This is a genomic window from Enterococcus silesiacus (genome assembly GCF_001886225.1).
GTDB lineage: Bacteria > Bacillota > Bacilli > Lactobacillales > Enterococcaceae > Enterococcus_L > Enterococcus_L silesiacus.
On record NZ_JXLC01000032.1, the window covers coordinates 1 to 25982 of the forward strand.

The 25982-nt window shown below is 36.7% G+C and carries 26 protein-coding genes; 2 read left to right on the forward strand and 24 right to left on the reverse strand.

Annotation, left to right across the window (positions count from 1 at the left end; genetic code table 11):
• The 6 genes from RV15_RS16440 to cysK all read right to left on the reverse strand — a co-directional run.
• Nucleotides 1-1315 (reverse strand): adhesive domain-containing protein (locus tag RV15_RS16440; RefSeq protein ID WP_245791414.1); only part of this gene is annotated, 1315 nt, incomplete at its 3' end.
• Between the two features lie 461 nt (nucleotides 1316-1776).
• Nucleotides 1777-2415: a YczE/YyaS/YitT family protein gene (locus RV15_RS16445; RefSeq protein ID WP_071879097.1), complete on the reverse strand. Its 639-nt coding sequence runs from the start codon at nucleotides 2413-2415 to the stop codon at nucleotides 1777-1779.
• Between the two features lie 169 nt (nucleotides 2416-2584).
• The gene (locus RV15_RS16450) at nucleotides 2585-3934 is read right to left on the reverse strand and encodes an NADH oxidase (protein ID WP_071879098.1); all 1350 of its coding nucleotides are present in this window, start codon (nucleotides 3932-3934) and stop codon (nucleotides 2585-2587) included.
• A 254-nt stretch (nucleotides 3935-4188) separates the two neighbouring features.
• Nucleotides 4189-4569, reverse strand: coding sequence for a RidA family protein (locus tag RV15_RS16455; protein ID WP_071879099.1), 381 nt, complete (start codon nucleotides 4567-4569; stop codon nucleotides 4189-4191).
• Nucleotides 4570-4582: 13 nt separating this feature from the next.
• A complete protein-coding gene (perR, locus tag RV15_RS16460; RefSeq protein ID WP_025868956.1) occupies nucleotides 4583-5020 on the reverse strand; it encodes a peroxide-responsive transcriptional repressor PerR in 438 nt (145 codons plus the stop codon).
• Nucleotides 5021-5284: 264 nt separating this feature from the next.
• The gene (cysK, locus tag RV15_RS16465) at nucleotides 5285-6214 is read right to left on the reverse strand and encodes a cysteine synthase A (RefSeq protein WP_071879100.1); all 930 of its coding nucleotides are present in this window, start codon (nucleotides 6212-6214) and stop codon (nucleotides 5285-5287) included.
• Nucleotides 6215-6589: 375 nt separating this feature from the next.
• Between cysK and RV15_RS16470 the strand changes: the two genes are divergently transcribed.
• On the forward strand, nucleotides 6590-7585 hold the full coding sequence (locus RV15_RS16470; RefSeq protein WP_071879101.1) for a 4-hydroxy-3-methylbut-2-enyl diphosphate reductase: 996 nt from the start codon (nucleotides 6590-6592) through the stop codon (nucleotides 7583-7585).
• A 47-nt stretch (nucleotides 7586-7632) separates the two neighbouring features.
• Here the strand turns inward: RV15_RS16470 and RV15_RS16475 are convergent, their stop codons facing one another.
• From RV15_RS16475 to RV15_RS16485, 3 genes are all read right to left on the reverse strand, one after another.
• Nucleotides 7633-8487 (reverse strand): glucosaminidase domain-containing protein, encoded by an 855-nt coding sequence (locus RV15_RS16475; protein ID WP_071879102.1) that lies wholly within the window; start codon nucleotides 8485-8487, stop codon nucleotides 7633-7635.
• A gap of 484 nt (nucleotides 8488-8971) precedes the next feature.
• The gene (tkt, locus tag RV15_RS16480; protein ID WP_071879103.1) at nucleotides 8972-10966 is read right to left on the reverse strand and encodes a transketolase; all 1995 of its coding nucleotides are present in this window, start codon (nucleotides 10964-10966) and stop codon (nucleotides 8972-8974) included.
• Nucleotides 10967-11064: 98 nt separating this feature from the next.
• The gene (locus RV15_RS16485; protein WP_071879104.1) at nucleotides 11065-11307 is read right to left on the reverse strand and encodes a DUF896 family protein; all 243 of its coding nucleotides are present in this window, start codon (nucleotides 11305-11307) and stop codon (nucleotides 11065-11067) included.
• A gap of 486 nt (nucleotides 11308-11793) precedes the next feature.
• Between RV15_RS16485 and lexA the strand changes: the two genes are divergently transcribed.
• A complete protein-coding gene (lexA, locus tag RV15_RS16490) occupies nucleotides 11794-12414 on the forward strand; it encodes a transcriptional repressor LexA (RefSeq protein WP_025868961.1) in 621 nt (206 codons plus the stop codon).
• Nucleotides 12415-12585: 171 nt separating this feature from the next.
• Here the strand turns inward: lexA and RV15_RS16495 are convergent, their stop codons facing one another.
• The 15 genes from RV15_RS16495 to RV15_RS16565 all read right to left on the reverse strand — a co-directional run bounded on the left by RV15_RS16495 (nucleotide 12586) and on the right by RV15_RS16565 (nucleotide 25974).
• Nucleotides 12586-13086 carry a dihydrofolate reductase gene (locus tag RV15_RS16495; RefSeq protein WP_071879105.1) on the reverse strand — a complete coding sequence of 167 codons (501 nt, stop codon included), beginning with the start codon at nucleotides 13084-13086 and terminating at the stop codon, nucleotides 12586-12588.
• Between the two features lie 18 nt (nucleotides 13087-13104).
• Nucleotides 13105-14052, reverse strand: a complete 948-nt coding sequence (locus RV15_RS16500; RefSeq protein ID WP_071879106.1) for a thymidylate synthase — start codon at nucleotides 14050-14052, stop codon at nucleotides 13105-13107.
• A gap of 12 nt (nucleotides 14053-14064) precedes the next feature.
• Nucleotides 14065-15951 carry an ABC-F family ATP-binding cassette domain-containing protein gene (locus tag RV15_RS16505; protein ID WP_071879107.1) on the reverse strand — a complete coding sequence of 629 codons (1887 nt, stop codon included), beginning with the start codon at nucleotides 15949-15951 and terminating at the stop codon, nucleotides 14065-14067.
• A gap of 56 nt (nucleotides 15952-16007) precedes the next feature.
• The gene (locus tag RV15_RS16510) at nucleotides 16008-18071 is read right to left on the reverse strand and encodes a cation:proton antiporter (protein WP_071879108.1); all 2064 of its coding nucleotides are present in this window, start codon (nucleotides 18069-18071) and stop codon (nucleotides 16008-16010) included.
• A 19-nt stretch (nucleotides 18072-18090) separates the two neighbouring features.
• Nucleotides 18091-18369, reverse strand: a complete 279-nt coding sequence (locus RV15_RS16515) for a hypothetical protein (RefSeq protein ID WP_083429224.1) — start codon at nucleotides 18367-18369, stop codon at nucleotides 18091-18093.
• Nucleotides 18370-18500: 131 nt separating this feature from the next.
• Nucleotides 18501-18983: a hypothetical protein gene (locus RV15_RS16520; protein WP_083429225.1), complete on the reverse strand. Its 483-nt coding sequence runs from the start codon at nucleotides 18981-18983 to the stop codon at nucleotides 18501-18503.
• Between the two features lie 75 nt (nucleotides 18984-19058).
• Nucleotides 19059-19250 carry a hypothetical protein gene (locus RV15_RS16525; protein WP_025868968.1) on the reverse strand — a complete coding sequence of 64 codons (192 nt, stop codon included), beginning with the start codon at nucleotides 19248-19250 and terminating at the stop codon, nucleotides 19059-19061.
• Nucleotides 19251-19401: 151 nt separating this feature from the next.
• On the reverse strand, nucleotides 19402-19476 hold the full coding sequence (locus RV15_RS19085) for a DUF5052 family protein (RefSeq protein WP_281246849.1): 75 nt from the start codon (nucleotides 19474-19476) through the stop codon (nucleotides 19402-19404).
• 76 nt (nucleotides 19477-19552) lie between these two features.
• A complete protein-coding gene (locus tag RV15_RS19090) occupies nucleotides 19553-19762 on the reverse strand; it encodes a DUF5052 family protein (protein ID WP_071879110.1) in 210 nt (69 codons plus the stop codon).
• 93 nt (nucleotides 19763-19855) lie between these two features.
• The gene (locus tag RV15_RS16540) at nucleotides 19856-20704 is read right to left on the reverse strand and encodes a DegV family protein (protein ID WP_071879111.1); all 849 of its coding nucleotides are present in this window, start codon (nucleotides 20702-20704) and stop codon (nucleotides 19856-19858) included.
• A 75-nt stretch (nucleotides 20705-20779) separates the two neighbouring features.
• A complete protein-coding gene (locus RV15_RS16545; protein ID WP_071879112.1) occupies nucleotides 20780-21925 on the reverse strand; it encodes an LCP family protein in 1146 nt (381 codons plus the stop codon).
• Nucleotides 21926-22036: 111 nt separating this feature from the next.
• The gene (pheA, locus tag RV15_RS16550) at nucleotides 22037-22885 is read right to left on the reverse strand and encodes a prephenate dehydratase (RefSeq protein ID WP_071879113.1); all 849 of its coding nucleotides are present in this window, start codon (nucleotides 22883-22885) and stop codon (nucleotides 22037-22039) included.
• A gap of 8 nt (nucleotides 22886-22893) precedes the next feature.
• On the reverse strand, nucleotides 22894-23397 hold the full coding sequence (locus tag RV15_RS16555) for a shikimate kinase (protein WP_071879114.1): 504 nt from the start codon (nucleotides 23395-23397) through the stop codon (nucleotides 22894-22896).
• 14 nt (nucleotides 23398-23411) lie between these two features.
• Entirely contained in the window at nucleotides 23412-24695 is a 1284-nt protein-coding gene (gene aroA / locus RV15_RS16560; RefSeq protein ID WP_071879115.1) for a 3-phosphoshikimate 1-carboxyvinyltransferase, read from the reverse strand.
• Between the two features lie 181 nt (nucleotides 24696-24876).
• Entirely contained in the window at nucleotides 24877-25974 is a 1098-nt protein-coding gene (locus RV15_RS16565; RefSeq protein WP_071879116.1) for a prephenate dehydrogenase, read from the reverse strand.
• Between the last annotated feature and the right edge of the window lie 8 nt (nucleotides 25975-25982).

Here is a 25982-nt window from a genome sequence, read left to right on the forward strand (position 1 = left end):
CTACTATCACTGCATCCGCTGGTGTCGTAAAGGAGGTTGGTGTACTATCATTACCGCCGTTGGATGCTGTCGCTGTCAATGCCTCATTAGCTGTTGCGGAACCTTGTGGAATACTGATTTCAAAATTCCCGCCAGTTGCCGGTCCGGATGCAATTGTTGTTCCACTTGCATTTTTAATCGTAATCGTATCCCCTGCTGTCGCTGTACCAAATACAGTGTATCCGGTTGTAGAGCTACCTGTTGTATTCGTTACGACTGGTGGTGCTACAACTACTGCATTACCAGCGTAATAGATATCAGATATTCCATTAGCTGTATTGATCAAGCTAATATCAATGGCATCTGCTTTTATAACAGTGCCAACAAATCTAGCGTCTAAATTTTGCGTTAAGCTTGTAGGACTTACAACAGTTGTTGGGATATTGATCGTTGTAGCACCCAATACTGAAGCATCAGCTAATTGATTGACCCCAGCCCCTCCAATTCCTACTAGTGGTAAGGCGAGGTTAATCGCTGTATCTACAGTCCCTTTGACAGGAAGTAACGCGGCGTTGATAGCTGCTGCAACTACGTTACTAGTAATTCCACTACCAGACGCTTGTAAAGCATCAACTGCTGCTTTTAAATCTTGTAAAAGTGATGATACATTCTGTGCTAAAACTAAACCTAATCCATCATCAATACCCGCTTGAATATATTTACCATCAGGAGAAAGAACAGCATTCGAACTAAACTGTGCGCTACCAAAATTTTCAAGATTATTTAGAGCGTCTATTTTTTGATTAACTGCTGTTAAATTCAAGGTAACACCCGTTAAACTCCCTAGTGAACCATCAACAATATTAGTTAACAAATTCGATAAATTATTAACGGCATTCAATGTTCCAGTCAAAAACGTTAAGTCGCCGACCGTTAATGTCACATTTGTATTGATTTGTGCTACTCCGTTTGGAGAAACGCGTCCGTTTAATTCAGTTGGAATTGATAAAACAGCTTGCTTTGTTCCGCTCGTGATAACAGATCCCCCAACTAACTCACTTCCAGTTATAGAAAAGTTCACATTTTTTGATGTTCCATCAGCAGACCATCGAGTTCCCGCCGATGTACCGCTATCATTTGAAGTAGTGATATTTGAGAGAATTTCTGCATCTAAAATTGCAGCCGAAGCAGTAATTCCTCCTGGTAAATAAAATGATAATGGAATCGTCAACGGGGCAATAACTAAACTACTTGTCAACACTAATGATAATGCACGATACTTATTCTGTTTTTTTGAATTGGTAGTGCTTTTCTTTTTTTTCTTATCATCTTTCATGATTATCCTCCTCTTACGTTAAACTGATACCACATAACGAACAACTAGAAGCTTGTTAAAACCAATTGACACTCTCCTTTCATAACACGTGAGCAACACAAAAATTTATTTAAGCTTCTACCTTTGGATTTTATAACCTTTATAATATTTTTGGAAATGATACGAATCGAAAAAATTAATTTTATTTTAATTAACAAAGAAATAAAATTAATATAGACAAAAAAAAGAACATGAAACGTTGCATTATAAACATTTCTCGTTCTTGTATATACTAATGTTTTTTTAATCAAAATAATATTACACGCATCAAGAAAATTATACATATAATATACGTTTAGATACCGAAACGAAGGAAGCGTTATCATTTTATTCGGGAAAATATTTTAGAATAAAATAGATTTCAAGAACAAAGAATTTCGCCCGCTTTGTTCCTGAAATCTATTTAATAACCAACCGTTCTTTTATTTTGTGATGCTTTTTTCAATTAGCGGCTCACAAATTTTCTTATTCCAAAAGTCAATGAATGGACCTGTGAAAAAAGCGTTAATTACAGTACCAATACCAACGGGACCTCCAAAACAAAAGGCTATTATCACAAAAATAATATCTTGGATCACTCTCACTAAACGATACTGAGCTCCCGTACGTTCCACTATGATAGGAGCAATTGCATCATAAGGAGCGTTACCTACCTTAGCCGACATATAAAAAGATGCCCCAAAAGTAAAAATCAATACACCAAAGATAAGTAGTAGACTTTGGGAAAATAAATTGATTTTAATAGTGAAAAAACTTGTATAAACCCATGTATAAAAATCAATGAAAAAACCTGTAAGCACCATATTGATCACAGTTCCGATGCCTATATATTGTTTTCCAAAAATAAAAACCAAACCTAAAATAACCAGATTGATAATTAATTGATAAACACCTAGTGAAAGGTTTAACACAGAACCAATACCAATATTTGCGGCAGTATATGGATCCAAACCTACCTGACCTATCCTTAATGTCGCAGCGCCAAAAGCTAAAATTGCAACGCCAATCAAAGCATATAAGGAACGAATAATAAGCTCCCTTATTTTTATATTTCCTTTCATCCTATAACCTCTCATTCATGTTACTGACTAAAGCATCTCAAAAAAATGGCTAAAAGGCAAAGCTTTTCACTTTTCACAACAAAAAAACTATGACATAGCAAAACTAGAAACCAATTTTGCCATGTCATAGTTTAAATCTTAACTAACTTTTTTTGTCTCAGTTAAGTTTTTATTTTCCAGCGATATCTTTTAAAGCAGCTTGAGCTAATAAATTCAAGTAATTCCAAGGACGATCAAAGTGTGGTTGGAAGAAGAAATCTGACAACGCAAGATCTTCAACAGTCATTTCATTTTGAACAGCCAAAGATAACGTATTAGCGGATTGGGTAATATCATATTTAGACATCAATTGTCCGCCGACAATACGGTTTGTCCCTTTTTCATAAACTAATTCCATCATCACATTTTCAGTTGTTGGCATAAATTCTGGACGGTAATTGTCTTCAAATTGTGTCGCTTCAACCTCTAAGTTGTTCATTTTCGCACTTTCTAGCGTAACACCTGTTGAACCGATTTTCCAACCAAATAAATATAATCCAGAAGTTCCTTGTGTCCCACGATATGCTAGTTTTTCTTCTGTTAAATTGTAACCTACCAACAGGCCTTGGCGAACAGCATTTGTTGCTAACGGAATATAATTGGTTGTGTTACTTGGATTATAGTGTACAACTGCACTATCACCTGCGGCAAGAATGTCAGGGGTGCTTGATCTCATGAATTTATCCACGACAATGGCACCATTTGGCAACATGTCTACCTTATCTTTAAGCAATACTGTATTTGGACTGAAACCAACACACATGATAACCATATCCGCTTCAAATTCCTGACTAGGAGTAATTACTTTATTCACATGTCCACTTGCATCAGCTTTGAATTCTTGAACATTCTCACCTAGCGCTAACGTTACACCACGATCAACAAGCTCTTTTTCTAAAACATCTGTAAATGGTTTATCTAAATATTTGTTTAAAATACGATCCAAACCATCAATCAAAGTCACTTCTTTCCCTGACTCTACAAAAGCTTCAACTAATTCGATACCGATATAGCCACCGCCAACAACGACAACTTTTTTCGCATCTTTTGCGCGTTCGATAATCACATTCGCTTGGTTAAAGTTTTTACATAATAAAATATTTTCAGCTTCGATTCCTTTGATTGGAGGAACAATTGGCCAAGAGCCAGTTGTCATTACTAATTTATCATATTCTTTTGTTTCAACTTTACCCGTGTTTAAATCTTTTGCAGTTACTGTTTTATGATTAACATCGATTGTTTCGACTTCATGTTCCATTTTAACTGTAGCACCTAGTGACGCTAGTTCTTCAGGACTTGAGTAGAATAAACTGTCAGCCTCCTTTACTACTCCTCCAACATATAGAGCAATTCCGCATGATAAAAATGATACATTATCATTTCGTTCATAAACGGTTACCTCCGCGTTTGGGTGATTTGTTAAAATACTTTTGACTGCAGCTGTTCCTGCATGCGTACATCCTACGACTACGACTTTCATTTTGTAAATCCCTTCTTTCAAGTTAAATTTTTCACCAATGAAACTATAATAACTCTATTGGTATACTAAAAATATAACAAAGTGAGAAAGCATATTCGAGTTCTTTGCTTGTGAATCACAAACTTATTTTTTCACAAACTTTTCTATTTTTAACGTATTTTTCATTTTAAAATGCATATACCTAATTATAAACACTGTTTTTACAACAAAAAAAGCTGAGAAACTAACATTTCTCAGCTTGTGAAATTAAAAGTCTACTCATTTATTGCAGCAATAATTTCGATCTCAATTAAAACATCCTTAGGTAAGCGGGCTACTTCTACCGCAGAGCGAGCTGGTAATTGACTCGTGAATGCTGTCGCATAAACCTCATTGAAAGACGTAAAATCATTCATATCTTTCAAGAAACAAGTCGTTTTGACAACATGATCAAAATCACTTCCTGCTTCTTTTAGAATCGCTGCAATATTTTCCAAGACTTGTTTTGCTTGTTCTTCTATTGTAGTACCAACAACTTCTCCAGTTTCAGGGCTTAAAGGGACTTGTCCTGAGGCAAATAATAAGCCATTCACAATATTTCCTTGTACATAAGGTCCAATTGCCTTCGGAGCATTATCTGTATGAATTGATCTCATCTTCTCACTCATTTCATTCATTTTCTTTTTTTTGACAGTCTGGACACAGACCGTATAGTTCTAATCGATGTTCATTAATTTCAAAACCTGTCAATTTGCTTGCCGCCATCTCTACATCTTCCAGTCCTGGATAATGGAAATCAACGATTTTACCACAATTTTGACAAATTGCATGATAATGTTTTTTAGAGCTGAAATCAAAACGACTTGATGCATCACCATAATTCATTTCTTGAACAAAACCGATATCAGTAAATAAACGTAAGTTATTATATACAGTTGCGACACTCATATTAGGAAAATGATCTTCTAACGAACGATAAATTTCATCAGCAGTAGGATGGCTATGATTCTCAATTAGATATTCTAGTATCGCATATCTTTGAGGAGTAATACGAATATTGGCTTCTTTTAATTCTTCAAGTGCATTCTTTACCAATATGTTGTCCATTTGGTTCCCCTCCCAGTCTTCTTTCTTAAATGATACTATTTCTAAACTATCTTGACAAGAATAATTGCATAAATAGTATGGGAAATCTCTTGTTTATCTCTAATTTATGAGGATCTCTAATTTATTACATACTTTTTGTGTGATTAGATAAGCTGGTGCTTTTCTCACCGGCAAAAAAGCTAAGCAAGTTACGCTTAGCTTTCAACGGTTCAGACTTATGGATTTATTAAACTCCTAAAAAGCAGGTCAAAAGTTGCGCCTTAGCTATTCAGAAAAATTGTACAATGCTGTTGATAAATAGCGTTCGCCATTATCAGGGATCACGGTCAGTACTTTTTTACCAGCACCTAATTCTTTTGCGACTTCAATAGCGGCAAAAACTGCAGCACCAGCTGATATCCCTACTAACAGACCTTCTTTAGCTGCTAATTGACGAGCTGTTTCCATGGCAATTTCACTAGGGACTGCAATAACTTTTCCATAGATTTCAATATCTAAAACTTTTGGAATAAAACCTGCCCCAATTCCTTGGATTTTGTGAGGACCTGGCTGGCCACCTTCTAAAACAGGAGATTCCGTTGGTTCCACCGCGACAATCGATATTCTAGGGTAGACTCGTTTCAGTTCCTTGCCAACACCAGTTATGGTACCACCAGTACCAACACCAGCAACAAAGGCATCTAACCCGGCTGGCCCAAAAACATCTTGAATTTCTTTACCAGTTGTTTTTTCATGTGTTTCAGGGTTAGCAGGGTTATCAAATTGCATGGGCATAAAATAGCCATCTTTATCAGCAAGTTCTGTTGCTTTTGCAATAGCGCCCTTCATTCCTTCAGCTCCTGGGGTTAACAACAATTCAGCGCCATATGCCTGCATCAATTTTCGACGTTCGATGCTCATTGTATCCGGCATAACAATCACAACTTTATATCCTTTAGCAGCACCAACCATGGCCAGACCGATCCCAGTGTTTCCACTAGTCGGCTCTACAATGGTATCTCCTGTTTTAAGTAGTCCGCTTTTTTCTGCTTTGTCAATCATACTTAAGGCAATTCGATCTTTTACACTGCCACCTGGGTTGAAAAATTCGAGTTTCACAAAAACATCTGCTGCTCCCTCGGGGACAATACGTCCTAATTTTACAATGGGTGTCTTACCTATCAATTCGGTAACTGAATTAAAAATTTGAGTCATTCGTCATTCCTCCATCTTAATATTCGTGCAAGCAAAAACGTTCTTCTGTTTATAATAGCTTATATCAGCTCATCTGGCTATCATTTTGCAATTTAATCAGCTGTTGTTTCCATAAAAAAATGACTCTTGCTTATGATATAATAACGTTTGTAAAGAAGTTAAAGGAAAACTGTTGTTCATTTCATACAAATAAATCGGCTATGTACTAAATGTTAATTTGAGACACTTTTGTGATTGTTTTATAAATGCTCAAAGTATATATAGCTATAATTAACATTGTTATAACAACGTTTAATACCCCTTAACACAAACTTAATAAAAGTATTGTATAGTAAATAGGACTTTAAAATTTAGTAAGTAGGAGTTAATTCAATTATGAAAATTGTAAATATTAGCCCCCGTGGCTATTGTTATGGTGTTGTTGACGCGATGGTTATTGCTAGAAATGCTTCACTCGATGAAAGTTTACCTCGCCCTATCTATATCTTAGGGATGATCGTTCATAATAAACATGTGACAGATGCTTTTGAAAGTATCGGGGTTCATACATTAGATGGAGAAAAACGTGAAGATATTTTAGCACAGATAGATCAGGGAACTGTTATTTTTACCGCCCACGGAACTTCGCCAAAAGTAAAAGCATTAGCTCTCCAGAAAGGTTTGACTGTTATTGATGCAACCTGCCCTGATGTTATGATCACACATGAATTAATTGCAGAAAAAGTGGCTAAAGGATATGAGATTATTTATATCGGTAAGAAAAATCATCCTGAACCTGAAGGAGCAGTTGGCGTATCGCCTGATCATGTTCATTTAGTTTCAAATCAGTCGGATATTTCAGCACTAGCTTTAACTGCAGAGGCTATTTTTGTGACCAATCAAACAACGATGAGTCAATGGGATGTTGGCAACTTGATGGATTTGATCAAAGCTAAATATCCCCATGTACATATCCATAAAGATATTTGTAAAGCTACACAAGTTCGTCAAGAAGCTGTTGTTGAGCAAGCAAAGGGCTGTGACTTGACGATTGTTGTGGGTGATCCGAAAAGTAATAATAGCAATCGCTTAGCTCAGGTTTCCATCGAACAAGCAGGAGTCCCAGCTCATCGGATTTCTGATGTTTCTCAAATCAATCCTCAATGGCTGTTAAATGTAGATCAGGTTGCTGTTACAGCCGGAGCTTCCACCCCTACTCAAATTGTTCGCGAAGTCATCGACTATTTAAAACATTTTGATATTAATGACCCTACAACGCATCAGAAAAAATCAACCACAACCTCTGATGCAATTTTGCCTAGGCCACGAATCAAGGACTTGACGAAGAATCGGCAACGGCGTTTAGAAGAATTACGTTTAGGAAAAAGATAAAAAAACTGCCAACAAACCGTCAGTAAACGACAGTTGTTGGCAGTTTTTTATGCGACTTGTAAGACTTGTCCGACCGTGATCAATTCAGCAGATAGGCCATTTGAAGCCATAAGCTGATCAACTGATAGCCCGAATCTTTCAGCAATGCCCCAAAGAGTATCGCCAGAAGCAACAGTATAAGATTGAGTAGTGAGTGTGGCAATACTTTGCCCAACAGCTGATTGAGCTACTGGCGCTTCACCAGTTACTGAGGTTTCAACGGTTCCCCAATCATATGCTGTTAAACCATAAGTTGCAATCAACCAATTTAATTTACTTGCATAACCTGGATCCGTTGCATAACGTCCAGCCAAGGCTGCTGTAGCATCCATGTAGCTAGATGTGTTACTTTTCCAGACACCAGAGTAATGGTAGTCTCCGCTTGATGCTAAAGTTGTTTTAAGAACATTGGCATGATCTTGAAATGACTCAGCATATGACGAATAACTTCTAAATGGTTCTGTCATCGTAACCCACTGTCCATTCAAATATTCTGAGGTAGGCATATAAACTGTTTGTCCATTATAGCTTCCCTTTACACCAAATAAATTATAGTTTGGCGCTGCTGCTAATCCGGATGTACCATAACTACTTTCTAGCAATGCCTGGGCAATCATTACAGATGCGTATAGGTCATTTGCGTCAGCTACAGACGCAGCTGAATATCCAATAGAATCAATAAATGCTTGTTGTGAAACATCTCCTTGCGCTTCAACTTCGTTTGCATGAACACTTAGAGGGAGTAAACTCCCTGCAATCGGAAGAAAAACTAATGAAGTTCCTATTACAGATGCTAATCGTTTATTACTAGTTTTAGGCTCTTTTTGATGATGTCTGCTACTTCTTGTCTTAATCTCGTCCATTCATTTGTTCCTCCTCAATAGAACATCGTAACACCATTTTACTCGGAGAATTTTTTATAAACAATTATTTGCTCTTGAAACTTGAAGTTTTAAAGTCAGTGTAGTCAGGCTGAAATTTTTGTTTTATTGTTCTGAGTATATTTGTTTTATTCAGTTTACATGATTGTATATTATTCGAACGTTTTTTTTATGTAAATACCTTTATTATACAATTATTAAGTTTTTTTTAATAAACAAAAAAAGATTGCAATATATTTCGTTTGCACTACAACTTTTACAAAAAGATTGCGAAATGTTTTAATCGGAGTGCGTAAAATGAAAAAAATGTCGTTATGGTTATCGTTAAGTGGTCTGCAGAACCAAGTGTTACCGTAATAGCTGATAATAATGGCAACTTTTCTATATCCATGTATTTGTTACTGGACAAAAAGAAGCAGCTATTCACAAATGTGAATAGCTGCTTTTTTATTTAAAATTGTTTACTTTACAAATTATTGTATTTTGATACTACATTTTCAACTGTAAAGCCGAATTCTTTCAAGACTAGATCACCAGGAGCTGAAGCCCCAAAATGATTGATTGTCACAGTTGTACCAGCCGTACCAACGTAACGCTCCCATCCAAATGGTGAAGCTGCTTCGATTGCTACACGCTTAGTCACATCTTTAGGAAGTACAGACTCTTTGTATTCTGCCGTTTGTTTTTCAAACAAATCAAAGCTTGGTAATGAAACAACGGAAACATCTTGACCTTGTTCTGCTAAGGCTTTTTGTGCTTCAATCGCTAAGTTGACTTCTGAACCAGTTGCAATCAAGATTCCTTCAGGTTTTTCACCCTTTTGTTTAGAAATAACATAAGCACCTTTTTGTACAAATTCATTTGCATGCTCCTGAGTTCCATCGATAACAGGTAAATTTTGACGACTTAAAACTAATACAGTTGGAGCGTCTTTCGTTGTCATGGCAATCTTCCATGCAGCAACTGTTTCATTACCATCAGCTGGACGGATTACTTGAACACCTGGCATACAGCGAATACTTGCTAATTGCTCAACAGGTTCGTGAGTTGGACCATCTTCTCCTACTGCCACAGAATCGTGGGTCAAGACATACGTCACAGGCGTATGTTGAAGAGCTGCTAAACGTAATGCAGGACGTAAATAATCGGTAAATACAAAGAATGTTCCGCCATAGACACGGCTTCCTCCATGTAATTGAATTCCGTTCATGGCAGCAGCCATCGCAAATTCGCGAACGCCAAACCAAATGTTGCGACCATCATATTGACCTGGCTCAAAATCTTTTTCTGCTGCAACCATCGTATTATTTGATGCAGACAAATCAGCAGAACCGCCCCAGAAACCTGGTACAGTCTTAGAAATCGCTTGAATTGTTTCTTTGCTTGTAACTCGGCTAGCCGCGCTTGATCCAACTTCATATGTTGGTAGTTCACTATCCCAATTTTCAGGAAGTTCATCAGCAAAAGCTTGTTTAAATTGTTTCGCTAACTCAGGATGCTCTTTCGTATAGTTTGCAAACATATTGTTCCATTTATCTTCGGCTTTTTCGCCTTCATCAATCATTGTTTCCTTGAAACGAGCAGCAACCTCGTCGGGCACTGTGAAATCAGGATATTCCCAACCGTAAACAGCCTTAGCAACAGTAATTCCTTCTGCGCCAATCGGTGCACCATGAACTGACGATGTACCTTCTTTTGGTGCTCCATAACCAATAACTGTTTTAACTTCGATCAATGTTGGTTTATCTGTTTCAGCTTTAGCTGCTTCGATTGCTTTGGAAATTTCTTCTAGATCATTCCCATCTTTTACTAAAATATGTTGCCAACCATAAGCTTCATAACGAGCGCCAACATTTTCAGTGAAAGCTTTTGATGTAGGACCGTCTAATGAGATGTCATTTGAATCGTATAACACAATCAATTTGCCTAACTTCATGTGTCCTGCCATAGAACTTGCTTCTTGTGAGACACCTTCCATCAAGTCACCATCACCACATAGTGCATACGTATAATGATCGATCACAGGGAAACTATCACGATTATATGTCGCAGCTGTGTGGGCTTCAGCCATTGCCATACCAACAGCCATCGCAATTCCTTGACCTAAAGGACCAGTCGTTGCTTCAACACCATCTGTATGATGCACTTCAGGATGTCCAGGTGTTTTACTTCCCCATTGACGGAAGTTCTTCAAATCATCCATTGATACACCGTAGCCTGCTAAGTGAAGTAAACTATAAAGCATTGCAGAGCCATGACCTGCAGAAAGAATAAAACGGTCTCTATCTGCCCAGTTTCTTGATGTTTTAGGATTTACTTTCAAGTGTTTTGTCCAAAGTGCGTATGCCATCGGTGCAGCACCCATCGGTAATCCAGGATGTCCTGAATTTGCCTTTTGTACTGCTTCGATACTTAATGTACGAATTGTATTGACGCCTAACTGATCAGTGTTGTCGAACAAAAAAATCATCTCCTATTTAGGTTTTTTTTACCTTTATTAACTATATTTTAGCCTATTTCCTTTATGAAAGCAATTACTTTTAGTAAAAAAAACCAAAATTATTTTCTATTGTGTAATCCTTTGTCTTTTTGGATTTTTTTTAGTTTATCTGGTGTAACATCATTTCCTTTAGGATCGACAACTTTCATCCCTTCGATATGATGACGCATCCCTCCACGGAAAGCAGCTAAATATTCTTGACGAAGCACTTTTTGTTCTTCTTTTTCACTCTCGGATAACGTGCTTTCCTTTGCCTTTTTCGCAAGCTCATTAATTCGATCCATTTTTTCAGATGATAACATGATTCTGCCTCCTTATTTTTAAAGCTGAGCAGGCTCGTCCAGTCTTGACAGAAAAATAGGAAAATATGGATGTAGTGCTTTTTACTACAATCATATTTTATCTTTTTTCCGAAAGACTAGCCTGTAAAGCTAGACAACATTAAAAGCTGAGCAGGCTCGTTCAGTCTTGACAGAAAAATAGGAAAATATGAATGTAGTGCTTTTTACTACAAACATATTTTATCTTTTTTCCGAAAGACTAGCCTGTAAAGCTAGACAAGTTTACTTTCCATGTCTATCTTATAAGATGAGCCGGAAAAATACAACTATATTCATGATAAAAATGAGGAACGACAGCCTTTATTGACAGAATGTACTATTAGACACGACTATTTTTTATCAATAATTAGCGTTCATAAGTATTTTCCAAAAAAACACGAACGCTTGTTTGATTCCTGTATAAAACTATGGTACACTAACATTATAAATTGAAAGAAGGTGCGGGTTGTGGTGAAACGTACAGACACAAGGCAAATCGAAGTATTAAAATATATATATGAGCAAGTCGAGCTTAAAGGCTATCCACCGACTGTACGGGAGATTGGAAAAGCAGTAGATCTTTCTTCAACCTCTACTGTTCACGGACATTTAGCTCGTTTAGAAAAAAAGGGCTTGATTTTACGCGACCCTACAAAGCCAAGAGCGATTGAGTTGACAGCTGATGGTTTGGAAAGGATCGGTGTCAAACCATCAGTCATTCCAATGCTTGGTGTTGTTACCGCTGGTGAACCTATCTTAGCTGTAGAAGAAGCCTCTGACTTTTTCCCTCTCCCTCCTGATCTAGTAGCAGAAGAAAATGCTTTATTCATGCTAACTATTAGAGGAGAAAGTATGATCAATGCAGGAATATTAGATGGCGATCAAGTCATTGTACGTAAACAAAGTGCTGCTTCTAATGGTGATATCGTTATTGCGATGACCGATGAAGACGAAGCGACTTGCAAGCGATTCTTTAAAGAGACAGATCATATTCGTTTACAACCAGAAAATGATGCATTAGATCCAATTATTTTAAATAACGTGAGTATTTTGGGAAAAGTTGTTGGATTATACCGCAATCATATTTAGATAAACTAAAAAAGCAGACTAAATTGGGTCTGCTTTTTTAGTTTATCTTTGTTTTATTTATAATGATAGGAATAACAGCTTAGCCTAAAAAGAGCTTTATATGAATTATTAACTAACTCAACGCTGTTTTAGTAGATTAACCGTTTCTCTCTTCATAAGCTTAAATTTAGTTTATTCTGTTGCTACTTTACGTTGGTATGTTTCAAATTGATAAGCATAGGTATTTTCTTCGTCCTGGACCCCTTCACTCAAATTGATCAATGTCCAATTCTCCCAAGAAACATCTGGAAATTTTGTATCTCCATCAAAAGTGTGATGGAGAACAGTCCGATACAAAACATCACAATAAGGTAGAAAGTCCTTATATATAGCTGAACCACCTGCAATAAAAGTAATCCCAGAAAAAGTTTTTGCATAATCAAGTACCTCAGCTACAGTATGCGCTACATTGACTCCTTCAGCCTGATACCCTTTGTCTTTAGTCATAACGATTGTTTGTCGGTTAGGTAGCGGACGACTTCCCATGCCCTCAAAGGTTTTTCTCCCCATAACGATTGTGTTATCTTCAGTCATTTGTTTAAAAAATTTCAAGTCATTCGGCAGATGCCAAGGTAGCCGATTTTCTTTGCCTATTGTCCCTTGCTCATCCTGAGCCCATATAGCTGCTAACATTGAAGAACTCCTTTCAAATTAAACGGCGATTGGCGCCTTGATTGCCGGATGCGGCTCATATCCTTCAATAGCAATATCTTCCATTTCAAAATCAAACACTGATTTTTTATTTTGATTTAATTTCAGTGTAGGAAACGAGCGGATTTCTCTAGAAAGTTGTTCGTTCATTTGATCAATATGATTCGTATACAAATGAGCATCCCCTAAAGTATGCACAAAATCCCCCACTTCTAAACCAGTTTCATGGGCAATTAAATGGGTCAATAACGCATAACTGGCAATGTTAAATGGTACACCAAGAAAAACATCACCACTGCGTTGGTACAACTGACAGCTCAACTTTCCATCATTTACATAAAATTGAAACATTGTATGACAAGGTGGTAAAGCCATTGACGGAATGTCTTCTGGATTCCACGCTGACACAATCAGACGTCTTGAATCAGGTGTTTTTTTGATCATTTCAATAACATTTTTCAGCTGGTCAATAAACTGTCCATTTTTCGTTTCCCAATGACGCCACTGGGCGCCATAGATATTGCCCAGTTCTCCATACTTAGCAGCAAAAACATCATCTGTTAAGATTTTATCACAAAATTCTTTGTGCTCTTTTTGATACATCTCTTTAAAAGTATCATCAGTCAACACTCGGTGACCAAAATCCGTCATATCCGGTCCGTGATAATCATCACTTTTAATATAACGCTCAAACGCCCATTCATCCCAAATATGATTATTATGCTCTAGGAGATAACGAATATTTGTGTCACCGTTTAAAAACCACAGCAACTCGCTTTTGATCAAGCCAAACGGCACTCTTTTAGTAGTGAGTAAAGGGAAACCTTTTGATAAATCAAAGCGCATTTGATGACCAAAAATACTCCGTGTCCCTGTCCCAGTCCGGTCTTCTTTTAAGTGACCTTCTTCTAAAATTTTACGACCTAATGCTAAGTATGCCTCTTCCATCAATACTGCCTCCTAATTATCTGCAAATTCACTTAAATATTCCCAACGTTCCATTTTTTCTTCAAGTGTCTGTTCTAGTGATGACAATTCTGCTTGCAGTTCCTGAAGCTTCGTAAAATCATCACCTTGGTGATTCATTTCTTCTGTCAGTTGAGCAGTTCGTTCTTCTAGAGAACCAATATCTATTTCGATTGTAGCCCATTCTTTTTGTTCCATGTAAGTCAATTTCTTTTTTTCTTTCTTTTCAACTTCTTTAGCTGCTTTTGTATCAATTTTAACTATTTTTTTTGACTCTTCTTTACTTGTTGCCAGATATTCACTCATCGATCCAAAGTAAGTAGTGATTTGACCTTCGCCTTGGAAAACTAGTAATTTATCCATCGTTTTATCTAGAAAATAACGATCATGGGAGACTGCTATTACGGCACCTTTAAATGTTTGGATATAGTCCTCTAAAATTGTTAAAGTGTCGATATCCAAATCATTTGTCGGTTCGTCCAATAATAACACATTTGGCTGGCCAATTAATAGTTTTAACAAATACAAGCGACGTTTTTCTCCACCTGAAAGTTTACCGATAATTGTGCCGTGCATAAATCGTGGGAATAAAAAACGTTCTAATAATTCAGCAACACCAATATTAGTTCCGTCGCTTCGCTGTACTTGTTCTGCCGCTTCTTGTAGATAAGAAATCATACGTTGGTTAGGATCCATCGCCTCATTTTGCTGTGTATAATAAGCCAAATGTACGGTTTCACCAATTGAGTAGGCTCCACTATCTAAGGATAAACGCCCAGCAAGAATATTTAATAACGTCGATTTACCAGCACCATTTTTCCCAGTAATCCCCACTCGATCTCTAGCTTGAATAAGCAAGTCAAATTCCTTGAGTATTGTTTTTTGTTCGATCTGGTAATTTCCCTCTTTGATTTCCAAGACTTTTTTACCCAATCTTTGTGTGGCCATATCTATTTCTAACTGGCCCTTTTGATTGACTTGATGAAGGTTTTCTTTCAGATCATGGAAACGATCCTGCCGTGCCTGTTGCTTTGTTCCTCGCGCTTTCACGCCAGCACGCATCCATTCTAGTTCCTGCTTGTATAGTTGTTTTCGTTTTTCTTCTTGCTCGACACCAACACGCTCACGCTCTGCTTTGGCGATGATATATGCTTCATAATTGCCTTTATACTCAAATAATTTTCCAAAAGATAGTTCAAAGATGCGATTCGTTACCCGATCCAAAAAATAACGATCATGAGTAACCATTAAAATAGCGCCACGATAACCATTTAAAAAACTTTCCAGCCAATTGATTGCTTCATAATCTAAATGATTGGTTGGCTCATCCAGTAAAAGTAAATCTGGTGATTCGATCAAAACTTGTGCTAAACTGACCCTTTTCTTTTGCCCACCAGATAATTCACCCATTTTTTTATGCAGCGTTTCAATTCCAAGTTTTTGTAAAATAATTTTAGCATCTGTATCGGCTGTCCAAGCATCTTCTTTGTTCATTCGTTCTTCCGCCTGGGCATATTGTTTTTGAACTGCATCATTAAGACCATCATTTGCCAAAGCCAATAAAGCCAATTCATAATTTTTTACAGCTTGAATAATTGGCGTCTCGCCTTGAAACACCGCTTCTACAACTGTTAAATCAGGATCGAAAACTTGATCTTGTGACAAGTAACCAATTTGATAATCATTTGGTTGCTGAATAGCACTGACATCTCCGTCTCCGCTATCTTTACCCGCTAATATATTTAACAAACTAGTTTTGCCAGTTCCGTTTGTACCAATCAAACCAATTCGGTCTTTATTGTGAATATGGAAAGAAATGTGATCAAATAGTGTCTTCTCTCCGTATGTTTTGGTTAATTCGTTTACTTTTAACTCGTTCATATGTTCACGCCCTTTTCATCTTGCTTATTGTATCAAAAAATAGTAAAAAAAAGAAGCTAGTTTTCTTCCTCTGCTTCTTTTTTTAATTCTCTTGTCAATTTTCTAAGTGGAATAGTACCAGAAATATCATTAATCGAATAAGATTCTAACAAATTAACATTTTTTCGGTATTCATTTGCTTCAAATGAAGAGATTTTTTCGGTTGTTTCATATTCATCGATCACTTTTCTCTCTTCCTGATAGCCGATTAAAAGTTCTTTAACATAATTAGATTGAGAACGAACGATAAATGAATCAATAAAGGTGCCATCTTCTAACCTTTGCGCCAATTGCAAGCGGCCCTCAATAAAGAAGCGAATAATTTCATCGTCATAAACCCCTTTTAAATTATCCAAACTTTTCAAAATAACTTCAGTATTTTGTAAGAAAACCTGACGAACATTTTCTAATTCTTCCTTCTTAAACTCTCGTCGATTTTCCTCATCTTTTCTAGCAAATAACATTTTTGGATGAACAAAGAAGGCAATAATTTGGCGCACAAAAAGTAACCAAAAACCAATGATTGATAATAATTGTCTTGCTATAGAACGTTCCATTCTAGAAATCAAGCGTTCATATAAACGATAGCCCTCGATCCCAATTTCCTTTTGACGAAAACTCTCTTCCAACCCATCTCGCTCAATCGAAACAACTAATGCTCTTAATTCTTGCACTTCTTGCCGTTGGTCAGATGGTAATTGCTCTGTGTAAAGCTCTTTGACGCGATCCTGATAATTTTCTATGACAACGTTCATTTCAACGTGGGGATCATCTTGGTTTATCTGTTTAAGTCTCTCAATCACTTCTTGTAGTAAAATAATTCCTTGAATATTTGAACTTTCTACTTCATCAGATTCTGTTAAAAATGGCAGAACTAAAATCCCCCCCACCAAAGTGACTAAAATCACACAAGCAGTAATAAATAAAAGCAACGAACGCTCTGGAAAATCCTGACCATTTATGGTTAATGGCAAAATAAAAATCGTTGCCAAACTAACAGTTCCTTTGACTCCGCCAAAGGTTAAAATCAGCATCTCATTCATCGACTGCCAAATATTTTTCAGACCATTTTTCACACTATAAATCAGTACGATAGAAAGAAAACGAGCTGCAAACAACGTAATGCTTAAAATTAAAATAACGACCATCAAAAAGCTATTGGAATAGGTTTCACTATTCCAAATAGGTGAAAAAACTTGTGATAATTCAATGCCTAGAAATAGAAAAACCAGTGCGTTCAACGTAAACGTTATGGTTCCCCACGTGCTTTCTGAGACACTTGAAAGTTCTGCTTCAAACAATGAAACCTTCTTAAAGCTTGCGGCTTGCATGACTCCTGCAACAACTGCTGCAATAATTCCAGAAACATGGAAAAGTTCAGCAACCATATAGGCTAAAAATGGCAATAGTAACTCTAATAACAAATACCCCGTTACATCCCTCGCTGAAGCTTTTTCTAAGATCATCACGACTTGGCGTTTGATCATAACTAGAACAGCACCGACGATGGCGCCACCAATACTAGACACAATCAAAGTGATGCCAGCATCTGTTGCTGAAAAACTACCCGTTAATAACGCTGCTAAAGCAAATTGAAAAGCAGTAACGCCCGAAGCATCGTTGATTAGTCCTTCGCCTTCTAAAATATGCATGGCTTTTGGCGGTATCTGAATTTTTCCAGATAAAGAACCTACAGCCACTGCATCTGTAGGTCCAAGTGCTGCACCTAAAGCAAAACAGGCTGCGATCGGCAAAGCAGGAATAATTATATGTAAAGCCCAACCCACACTGACTAACGTAATTAAAACTCCGATAAAGGCTAAAAATAAAATCACACTAAAGTTTTTCATAGTGGCAGATATATCATTTCGTTCCCCTTCCCTAAACAGCAACGGGGCAATGATCATCACTAAAAATATTTCCGGTTCAAATGTAATTTCGCGACCTATATCTGTCAATCCAATTAAAACACCTACAATTATTTGCATGATCGGCAAAGGAATGATTGGAAAGATTCGATTGAAGACATTTGAAAATGTTATAGCAAATACAAATACAATAATTAAATAAACAAACTCCATCTCGTATCCCCCTTATTTATTATTGATTGAGTTGTTTTCCTAAATACCGTAATAATTTTTCTTTTTTACAGGTAATTTTTTTCTCTATTAAACCCAGTTCTTTTTCTCTATCACATAATTCTAACTGCGCCCGGCGTGCTTCTAATCGCAGTAGTTCTGATTTGATCAATTCGATTTTTTTATAATTCAAAAAGTTTCTTTTTTTGATATGATGTTCCCATTCAGCTTTTTTCTCTGGGGGTAATGCTTTGTATTTTTCACGTAACTCAGCTATTCGTTGCTCTATTTCTTTATTCACAACAATACTTCCTTTCAGAATTTCTCTGCACATTATAGCAAACAGTTTAAGAAATACCTACTAAAATTGACTATTCTTTAAAAAAAATCTTATGAATACGATTTATGACGCACTATTCATTTACCTACCACTCATTGGTCCTCTTCAACTAAGATACTGATTTCAGTTTCTTCATTCAGACGTCCAGAAAGAAAGGCCAACAAATCTTCTAGTGGTATAGAGAATTTCATCATGGGCCCACGTCGACCGTCTTTGAAATAATTTAACCGGATTTCTTTTTTCTTTAATAATAATGCCATCTTGTCAATATCCTGATACATCACACCATTCTTGTCAAATGGTCCTAGAATAAGCCGGTCATCTGCAAGACCTTTTGAGTCTAATAAAAAACTCATAACAAGTAAAATCGATAATCCACCACGAATTATTTGGTCAGTGGTTTGATCAGAGCTAGTAATAGTAATCAAAATCAGCAAACTTAAACCGCCGATTATACCGTAAATCGCTCTTCTTTTAACGCTCTTGATCAGGATGCTTTTTCTTACTAAAATTAAATAAATATACAAAATCACAACAAAAGCTGTGAGTAACACTGTAAAAAAATCGATTATCACAACGGGCTCCTTTTATAACTGAAATTTTCTATTTTGGGACGTATGGACACTTAAGTTAACAGACTGCACTCTATACTAGTCCTTTTTATTCAGCTCTGTTAATTGTTGATTGATCTTTTTTATTTTATCTTTACAAGCTAATATATCACGAATCATCTGATCTCTCTTAACACCAAGGGGCAGACGATTCACTACTTGATAATATGCTGCGAGTAGTTGAACTTGTTTCATTTTTTCTTTTTGTAAGCGTTCTTCTGCTAGACTCACCCACTCGCCCTCCTTTTTTCTTTAAGTATACCTTACTTTTAAAGGGAAATGACTATCGAATTGTTATTTTTTATCAAATTTAGATAAAAAGCTATGATTTATTTGTTATTGTAACACACTATTTCTTTTAAGTTGAACTATACGAAGATCTTTAATTTTTCAAAAGCTCTGTACCATAAATCGTATAATCACATCTATAAATAAATAAGTTTTTCCCATCGCTCAACAGTCCAATGCTTTTTGGTACATTTAGACCTTTTCACTTGCATAGGTGGCTAATGGAGTACCATTCTGACTACAAATTAAGATAACTTTTTCTTTCCAGTGATTGAGTTTTCTAAAGCATTGACCATACTATTGACAAACGGAAGACCACAATCGAAATTTTCAATATCCGTAGACTTGGCATACGCTTCAAAGTTATTGTCCAATCCAACTATTGAAGAGCCAACATGATGCATCTCATGTTTTACAATGGTTAGCAGAATGACATCTCCTTGTTTTTGTAGCATATCAGATTCTGATATTCAAAGCTACCTATATAAAGGATGAAATAAAAGATGAAACAAAAACTGAAAAACAGCTTTGTTTCATCTTTATGTCGATCATTGCGCTGAAATACAAAGAGCAATGGCTTTTTCACCTAAATGAGTACCAATAACAGGATTAAAATGACCAATTTCAATAATTGCTTCTGGGTATTTCGCTTGGAGCTTAGCCTTTTCTTCTTCAGCAACCACTAAATTATTTGCATGGATCACATATAATTTAACTGGAAGACCGATTTCTTTATCTCGTTTGCCTATGATTTCTTCTGCACGGGCAAAAGCTTTTTTCGTTGAGCGAATTTTTTCAAATAGAACAATCTTACCATCTTCAAAGGTCAAAATCGGTTTGATCTTCAACAAACCAGCAATTAAAGCTGCGCCATTTGTTAGTCGTCCACCGCGCACTAAATTGTTTAAATCTTCAACAATTAGATAAGCATAGGTATTATCTCTGATGACATCTAACTTAGCAAAAATATCTTCTAGGCTAGCATTTTCGTTCACCAGATCCAAAGCAGCCTCAACCATATGTCCCATTGGAACACTTGTGATTTTAGAATCATAGGGATACAGTGTTACTCCGTCGATCGAATCTGTCAATGAGAATAATGTATTCACAAAACCAGAAATTCCAGACGAAAGATGGATGCTAATAATTGTATCATATCCCTTAGCTTTGATTTCTTTATACAGTTCGATGACTTCACCTAAGGCAGGTTGAGAAGTTGTCGGAAACTCATTACTACTATTCAACAAGCTGTAATATTGGTCAGCTTCAATATCGATTCCTTCGTTATATATCCTACCATCTAAAATAACTGGGATAGGAATAACAAACAGATTAGGCGCGTTCTTGATTCGATCAGGTAAATATGCCGTACTATCTGTTACAATAGCAATTTTCATTTTGTAACCTCGTTTCACTAAATTTACACGATATTATAAATATAGCATAAGTCTGTACAAATTTAAATAAAATACTTATTGATCAAGAAAATTTTGAACTGCTGATCGATTCATATCTAAATCAATTTCAAGGATACTACCAGCATAAGCTGATTCTCCATTACTCCAAGAGCCTTCTACTGGAACGGTCAAGCGTTCAATTCCGCTGCTGCCTTTCAGCATTAAAGAAGGACCGTTACTCAACATAAAGGTTGTCGGAACGTCTGTAGACATATATCCAACTAAACGGCCCAAAGATTCTGGTGTCCGAAGCAATGCTAACGGATTTTTCAATTGACCCATAACGGCCGTCATTACTTGTTGCTGACGACGAACACGACCAAAATCGCCTTCTTCATCCATTCTAAAACGGGAATATTGTAAAAGCGTATGCCCATCCATTTTTTGACTGCCTTTTGCAATATCGACCCCATCAAGATTCAAATCTTTTTCAGCATCGATCTTAACACCACTTGGAAACATAGAGTCAACAATTTTTTCGAACGATTGAAAATCGACTTTAGCGTAATATCTACATTGAATATTAAAATTTTCAGCCAAGGTTTGGCGCACTAAATCTGCTCCACCCAATGCATAAGCTGAGTTGATTTTATTTGCATCATAACCCGGAATATCAACAAAAGTATCCCGCATAAATGAGATTAGTTTAGGTTTCTTCGAAGGACCGTCCAATTGCAGAACCATAATTGTATCTGCCCGACCAGCATCGTCTCCTCTGGTATCGCTACCTAAAATCAAAATATTATTAGCCCCATTGGCACTCTTCACGCCATTAAATGTTTCAAGCGCTTCTTTAGGTAATGAGTTATCATTTTCCGCATAAAATTTCCCTTTAAAAAAGAAGCCAACTGCTAACACCAACAATAAAACAATAAATAAAATAATTCTTTTAGGCCAACTAAATCGTCTCTTTTTTCTGGGCTTCTTGGGTTGCTTTTCTTTTTTCAAAAATTGTTTAGGTTTTTGGTCAGGCTCAGACTGATTAACAGTGGAATTACTCTCTAGTGTTGGTTCTTTTTCGGTTTGCCATTCTTGTTCTTGATAATAGCTATTATCTGGTTCTGTAGAATGATTTTTTTCTTTTCTCGGATTAAAGCCTTTTTTTTCTTCTACTGGTTTTGCTTTGTCATGTATATGTTTATAACGATCCACTCGGCTCATTATTTCCACCTCACTCTAAATTAACAACAGCTATAAGCATACCTTATTTTACGAAAAAATCCTATTATATAGCTGAAATTTAACAAAAAATAAAAAGACCTTTTCAGATCTTTATACTCCGCTGATTGGATGGACCGCATAATTTCCGAATATTTTAACTGCCCCACCCATTAAACGTATTTCTTCTAATGCGTTTTCTATTAGTTGCTGCGGTTTTTGACCATTGATATCGATCAAAAAAAAGTATTCTCCTAAAGTTGTTTTTAACGGCCGTGATTCGATTTTGCTTAAATCAATTTCTCGCCAACTAAATGCAGATAAGGCTTTATGCAAAGCACCCGGCATATTATCAGGCATCGTCAAAGCGATTGTCAGCTTTTGATCATTGGCTATAATCGGTAAATCGACTTTGTCAGCCCCTAACACCCAAAAACGCGTTTGATTGATCGCTACATCTTGAATATCTTTTCCAACAATTTCAAGATTATATGTCTTTGCTGATAACTTTGGTGCAATCGCTGCGATTTTTTGCTCTGGATGATTAGCGACAAAACTTGCTGCATACGCAGTTGAAGGTGTTGCTTCAAGTTCTGCCATTGGAAAATGTTGGCGAATAAATTCTTGAGACTGGGCTAAGGCTTGTGGATGCGATAAAATTTTTGTTGTTGCCAACCAAGTTTCTTTGTTGTTTTGTGCTACCATTAATTGTTGATAGATTGGTAGAACGATTTCTGCCCCTACTGGAATCGATGTTTGATGGAAAAGATAATCGACAGTTGTATTGACGGAACCTTCAATCGTGTTTTCAATCGGAACGACCCCTAAATCAACCTCTCCAAATTCAACAGCTTTGATACAGGCTGGAATTGAATGGTAAGGAATCAATTCTTCATTTGGAAAAGCTGTTCTTGCGGCATTATGCGTGAAAGAAGCTTCTGGTCCTAAAAAACCGACTTTCATTGACTCACCTACTTAATATTCTCTAAGATTTCATTTACGATCTCCTCGGGTGTCCGATCGTCTGTTTCCACAATTAAACTGGCACTTTCCTCGTAAAATGGAATGCGCGGCTCAAAAACCTGCTGGATTTCTTCTGGAGATTTTGAAACAACTAATGGTCTAACTGTTGTATGATCATGTTTCAGTCTTGGGATAAAGACTTCTGGTTTCGTTTGTAAATATACAACAGGTGCCATTTGTTTTAAAAGTGCTCTATTTTCTGCTCGCATTACAATACCACCACCAGTTGAGACAACTTGGTTATGGTTTAGATAGCGTTTCAAGACGTTTGTTTCTCGTTCTCTAAATGCTTCTTCTCCGTGCAAATCAAAGTATTCTTGAATCGTCATGCCGATTTCTTCAACTATTTTATCATCAAAATCAATATGTTCCATGCCAGTTTGCTCTGAAATTAGCTTTCCAACTGTTGTTTTCCCTGCTCCCATAAAACCAATTAAAATAATTCCCTTCATCTTTGTTCCTCCATTTATTGATATAATTTATTTAAATCATTAAAGAAGCTTGGATATGAAACTGAAATGGCCTCTGCTTTGTCTAATTCAACTGCTCCATCTTTCACTAAAAGAGCAGCGATTTGAAGCATCATACCAATACGATGATCTCCATAACTGGTAACTTTTGCATGATGTAGCGGTGTTTTACCATGGATGATCAATCCATCATCAGTAGGCTGGATATCAGCACCCATTTTATTTAATTCTGTAGCAACGGCATCGATTCGATTGGTTTCTTTCACTTTTAATTCTTCAGCATCGCGGATGGTCGTGGCTCCTTCAGCTTGTGTTGCTAATAAAGCGATAATCGGCAGTTCATCGATCAACCTTGGAATAATCTCACCACTGATTTCGATTCCCTTTAATTCACTTGTTTCAACAATCAGCGATCCAGCTTTATTCATTGCATTGCCTGTTTCTTGAATCGCTAAATTTCCACCCATTTGCTGAATAACATCAATAATACCCGTCCGAGTCGGGTTTAAGCCAACATTATTTAATGTGATTCGACTATCCGGAATAATCAGTCCTGCCACAAGGAAAAAAGCCGCTGAAGAGATATCACCAGGTACAACCACATCTTGCCCGACTAGATTCTGTGGTCCATTAATCCGGATTTCTTTACCTGAAACAGTAATGTCACCACCAAATTGACGAATCATATCTTCCGTATGGTCACGTGTTTTTTCTTTTTCTACAATAACTGATTCTCCGTGAGCTTGTAAAGCAGCAAACAAAATAGCTGACTTCACTTGTGCACTTGCAACTGGCATTTGGTACTGTATAGGTCTTAAATTCGTTGTCCCTTTGACTGTTAGTGGTGGAAACTCTGTCCCATCATGCCCAGTACATTCAGCCCCCATTTGATTGATTGGCAACATCACTCGATTCATTGGACGTTTGGCAATCGAATGATCTCCAAATAATTGGGATGTAAAAGAAGTTCCAGCTAAAATCCCCATAATCAAACGAATCGTTGTTCCTGAATTTCCAACATCAATTGCTTGTTTGGCTTGTTTTAATCCTGAAAAACCAGTTCCTTGAACCGTAATCACTTCACCGTCATCCTCAATGTTAACCCCTAAATCCTGGAAAGCTTTTAAAGTACTTAAACAGTCATCGCCTCTTAAAAAGTTTTTAATTGTCGTTTTCCCTTGCGCAATCGCACCAAACATAATACTTCTATGTGAAATTGATTTATCACTTGGAACATCGATTATTCCATTTAAGCCAATTTTATTGGTTACTAAATCCAAAGTATCCCTCCTAATCTTAAAAGCGTAGTACAAATCTGTTAACGACATTTCGCTTTGCTTCAGCTTGTGCTTCTCGTCATCAGTTCGTCTCATTCGCCCAATTTCATTGTAAAAAGGCATCGAATGAAACAACCTCGACTATAATTCATAGCCTTTGATCTAAACAACTAGCTCACAAAATTTATTTTTCATAACACAAATAATCTGTCTCTTTTTCGATTGTTTCTTTTGCCTGTTCTAAGTCTTCCTGACGCTTAAAAGTCAACTGTAAAATACCATAAATATCTTCTCTTGTTTCAAGAATTTTCAAATTAATCAACGAAAGCTTTGCTTTACCTAATAAACCTGTAATCTCTGCAATCACACCAGGAACATCAGGAACATCGACGAATAAATCATGAAACGCTGGTATTGCGCCTTCTTTGTGTACTGGCATTTGGTTTCTTGTTTCCTTTGCTTCATAAAAAAATTGAAAAATTGCTTCTTTATTTTCGTTTTGAAGCCATTTTGAAACTTGATTCATTTCTGCTTGCCACGCATTCATTAATTCTAATAATGCTTCTTTATTACTTAGCAAAATATCGGTCCACATTTGCGGGTCAGACGAAGCGATACGTGTAATATCACGAAAACCTCCAGCGGCTAATTGACGTGAACGAGGATGCTCTTCATTGAACTCTTTACTTTGATTAACTAAACCTGCTGCAATAATATGAGGCAAATGACTGAGCATTCCTGTAATTTGATCATGTTCTTCAGCTGTAAGAACCACAAATTTTGCTCTAGTTCCTTGTAATAATTGCTGCAGCTCATTTACTTGCCGTTGTTTTTCTGGCTCTGATGAAGTTAAAATATAGTAAGCATTCTCAAATAAGTTTTCATCGGCTGCAGTCACACCTGATTTATGCGAGCCTGCCATTGGATGTCCGCCGATAAAGGTTTCTAAGTCAGCTTTTTGAGCTGTTGCCATGATTTCAAGTTTGGTACTGCCCACGTCAGAAATAATGACATCTTTTTTTAAGGGCAATGTCCCTAATAATATCAATTGCTTCAACATACTCTTAACAGGTGTACATAAGAAAATGACATCTGCCTGAACTGCTGCAGCCTCTATGGACGACCCTTTTTGATCAATCATTTGGCGTTTTAGTGCAAAATCTTCAGATGTTTCTTGCTGATCGACCCCAATAATCGTCACGGATGGATGTTGTTTTTTTATGCACAATGCTAACGAGCTGCCGATCAAACCTAGACCGATAATCAAAACCTGCTTATTCATTTCACTTC

What these genes read in the sequence shown, in the direction of transcription:
- RV15_RS16445 (WP_071879097.1), bottom strand. Translation starts at nt 2,415, where the DNA reads ATGAAAGGAAATATAAAAATAAGGGAGCTTATTATTCGTTCCTTATAT.
- RV15_RS16450 (WP_071879098.1), bottom strand. Translation starts at nt 3,934, where the DNA reads ATGAAAGTCGTAGTCGTAGGATGTACGCATGCAGGAACAGCTGCAGTC.
- RV15_RS16455 (WP_071879099.1), bottom strand. Translation starts at nt 4,569, where the DNA reads ATGAGATCAATTCATACAGATAATGCTCCGAAGGCAATTGGACCTTAT.
- perR (WP_025868956.1), bottom strand. Translation starts at nt 5,020, where the DNA reads ATGGACAACATATTGGTAAAGAATGCACTTGAAGAATTAAAAGAAGCC.
- cysK (WP_071879100.1), bottom strand. Translation starts at nt 6,214, where the DNA reads ATGACTCAAATTTTTAATTCAGTTACCGAATTGATAGGTAAGACACCC.
- RV15_RS16470 (WP_071879101.1), top strand. Translation starts at nt 6,590, where the DNA reads ATGAAAATTGTAAATATTAGCCCCCGTGGCTATTGTTATGGTGTTGTT.
- RV15_RS16475 (WP_071879102.1), bottom strand. Translation starts at nt 8,487, where the DNA reads ATGGACGAGATTAAGACAAGAAGTAGCAGACATCATCAAAAAGAGCCT.
- RV15_RS16485 (WP_071879104.1), bottom strand. Translation starts at nt 11,307, where the DNA reads ATGTTATCATCTGAAAAAATGGATCGAATTAATGAGCTTGCGAAAAAG.
- RV15_RS16495 (WP_071879105.1), bottom strand. Translation starts at nt 13,086, where the DNA reads ATGTTAGCAGCTATATGGGCTCAGGATGAGCAAGGGACAATAGGCAAA.
- RV15_RS16500 (WP_071879106.1), bottom strand. Translation starts at nt 14,052, where the DNA reads ATGGAAGAGGCATACTTAGCATTAGGTCGTAAAATTTTAGAAGAAGGT.
- RV15_RS16505 (WP_071879107.1), bottom strand. Translation starts at nt 15,951, where the DNA reads ATGAACGAGTTAAAAGTAAACGAATTAACCAAAACATACGGAGAGAAG.
- RV15_RS16510 (WP_071879108.1), bottom strand. Translation starts at nt 18,071, where the DNA reads ATGGAGTTTGTTTATTTAATTATTGTATTTGTATTTGCTATAACATTT.
- RV15_RS19090 (WP_071879110.1), bottom strand. Translation starts at nt 19,762, where the DNA reads ATGCTACAAAAACAAGGAGATGTCATTCTGCTAACCATTGTAAAACAT.
- RV15_RS16540 (WP_071879111.1), bottom strand. Translation starts at nt 20,704, where the DNA reads ATGAAAATTGCTATTGTAACAGATAGTACGGCATATTTACCTGATCGA.
- RV15_RS16545 (WP_071879112.1), bottom strand. Translation starts at nt 21,925, where the DNA reads ATGAGCCGAGTGGATCGTTATAAACATATACATGACAAAGCAAAACCA.
- pheA (WP_071879113.1), bottom strand. Translation starts at nt 22,885, where the DNA reads ATGAAAGTCGGTTTTTTAGGACCAGAAGCTTCTTTCACGCATAATGCC.
- RV15_RS16555 (WP_071879114.1), bottom strand. Translation starts at nt 23,397, where the DNA reads ATGAAGGGAATTATTTTAATTGGTTTTATGGGAGCAGGGAAAACAACA.
- RV15_RS16565 (WP_071879116.1), bottom strand. Translation starts at nt 25,974, where the DNA reads ATGAATAAGCAGGTTTTGATTATCGGTCTAGGTTTGATCGGCAGCTCG.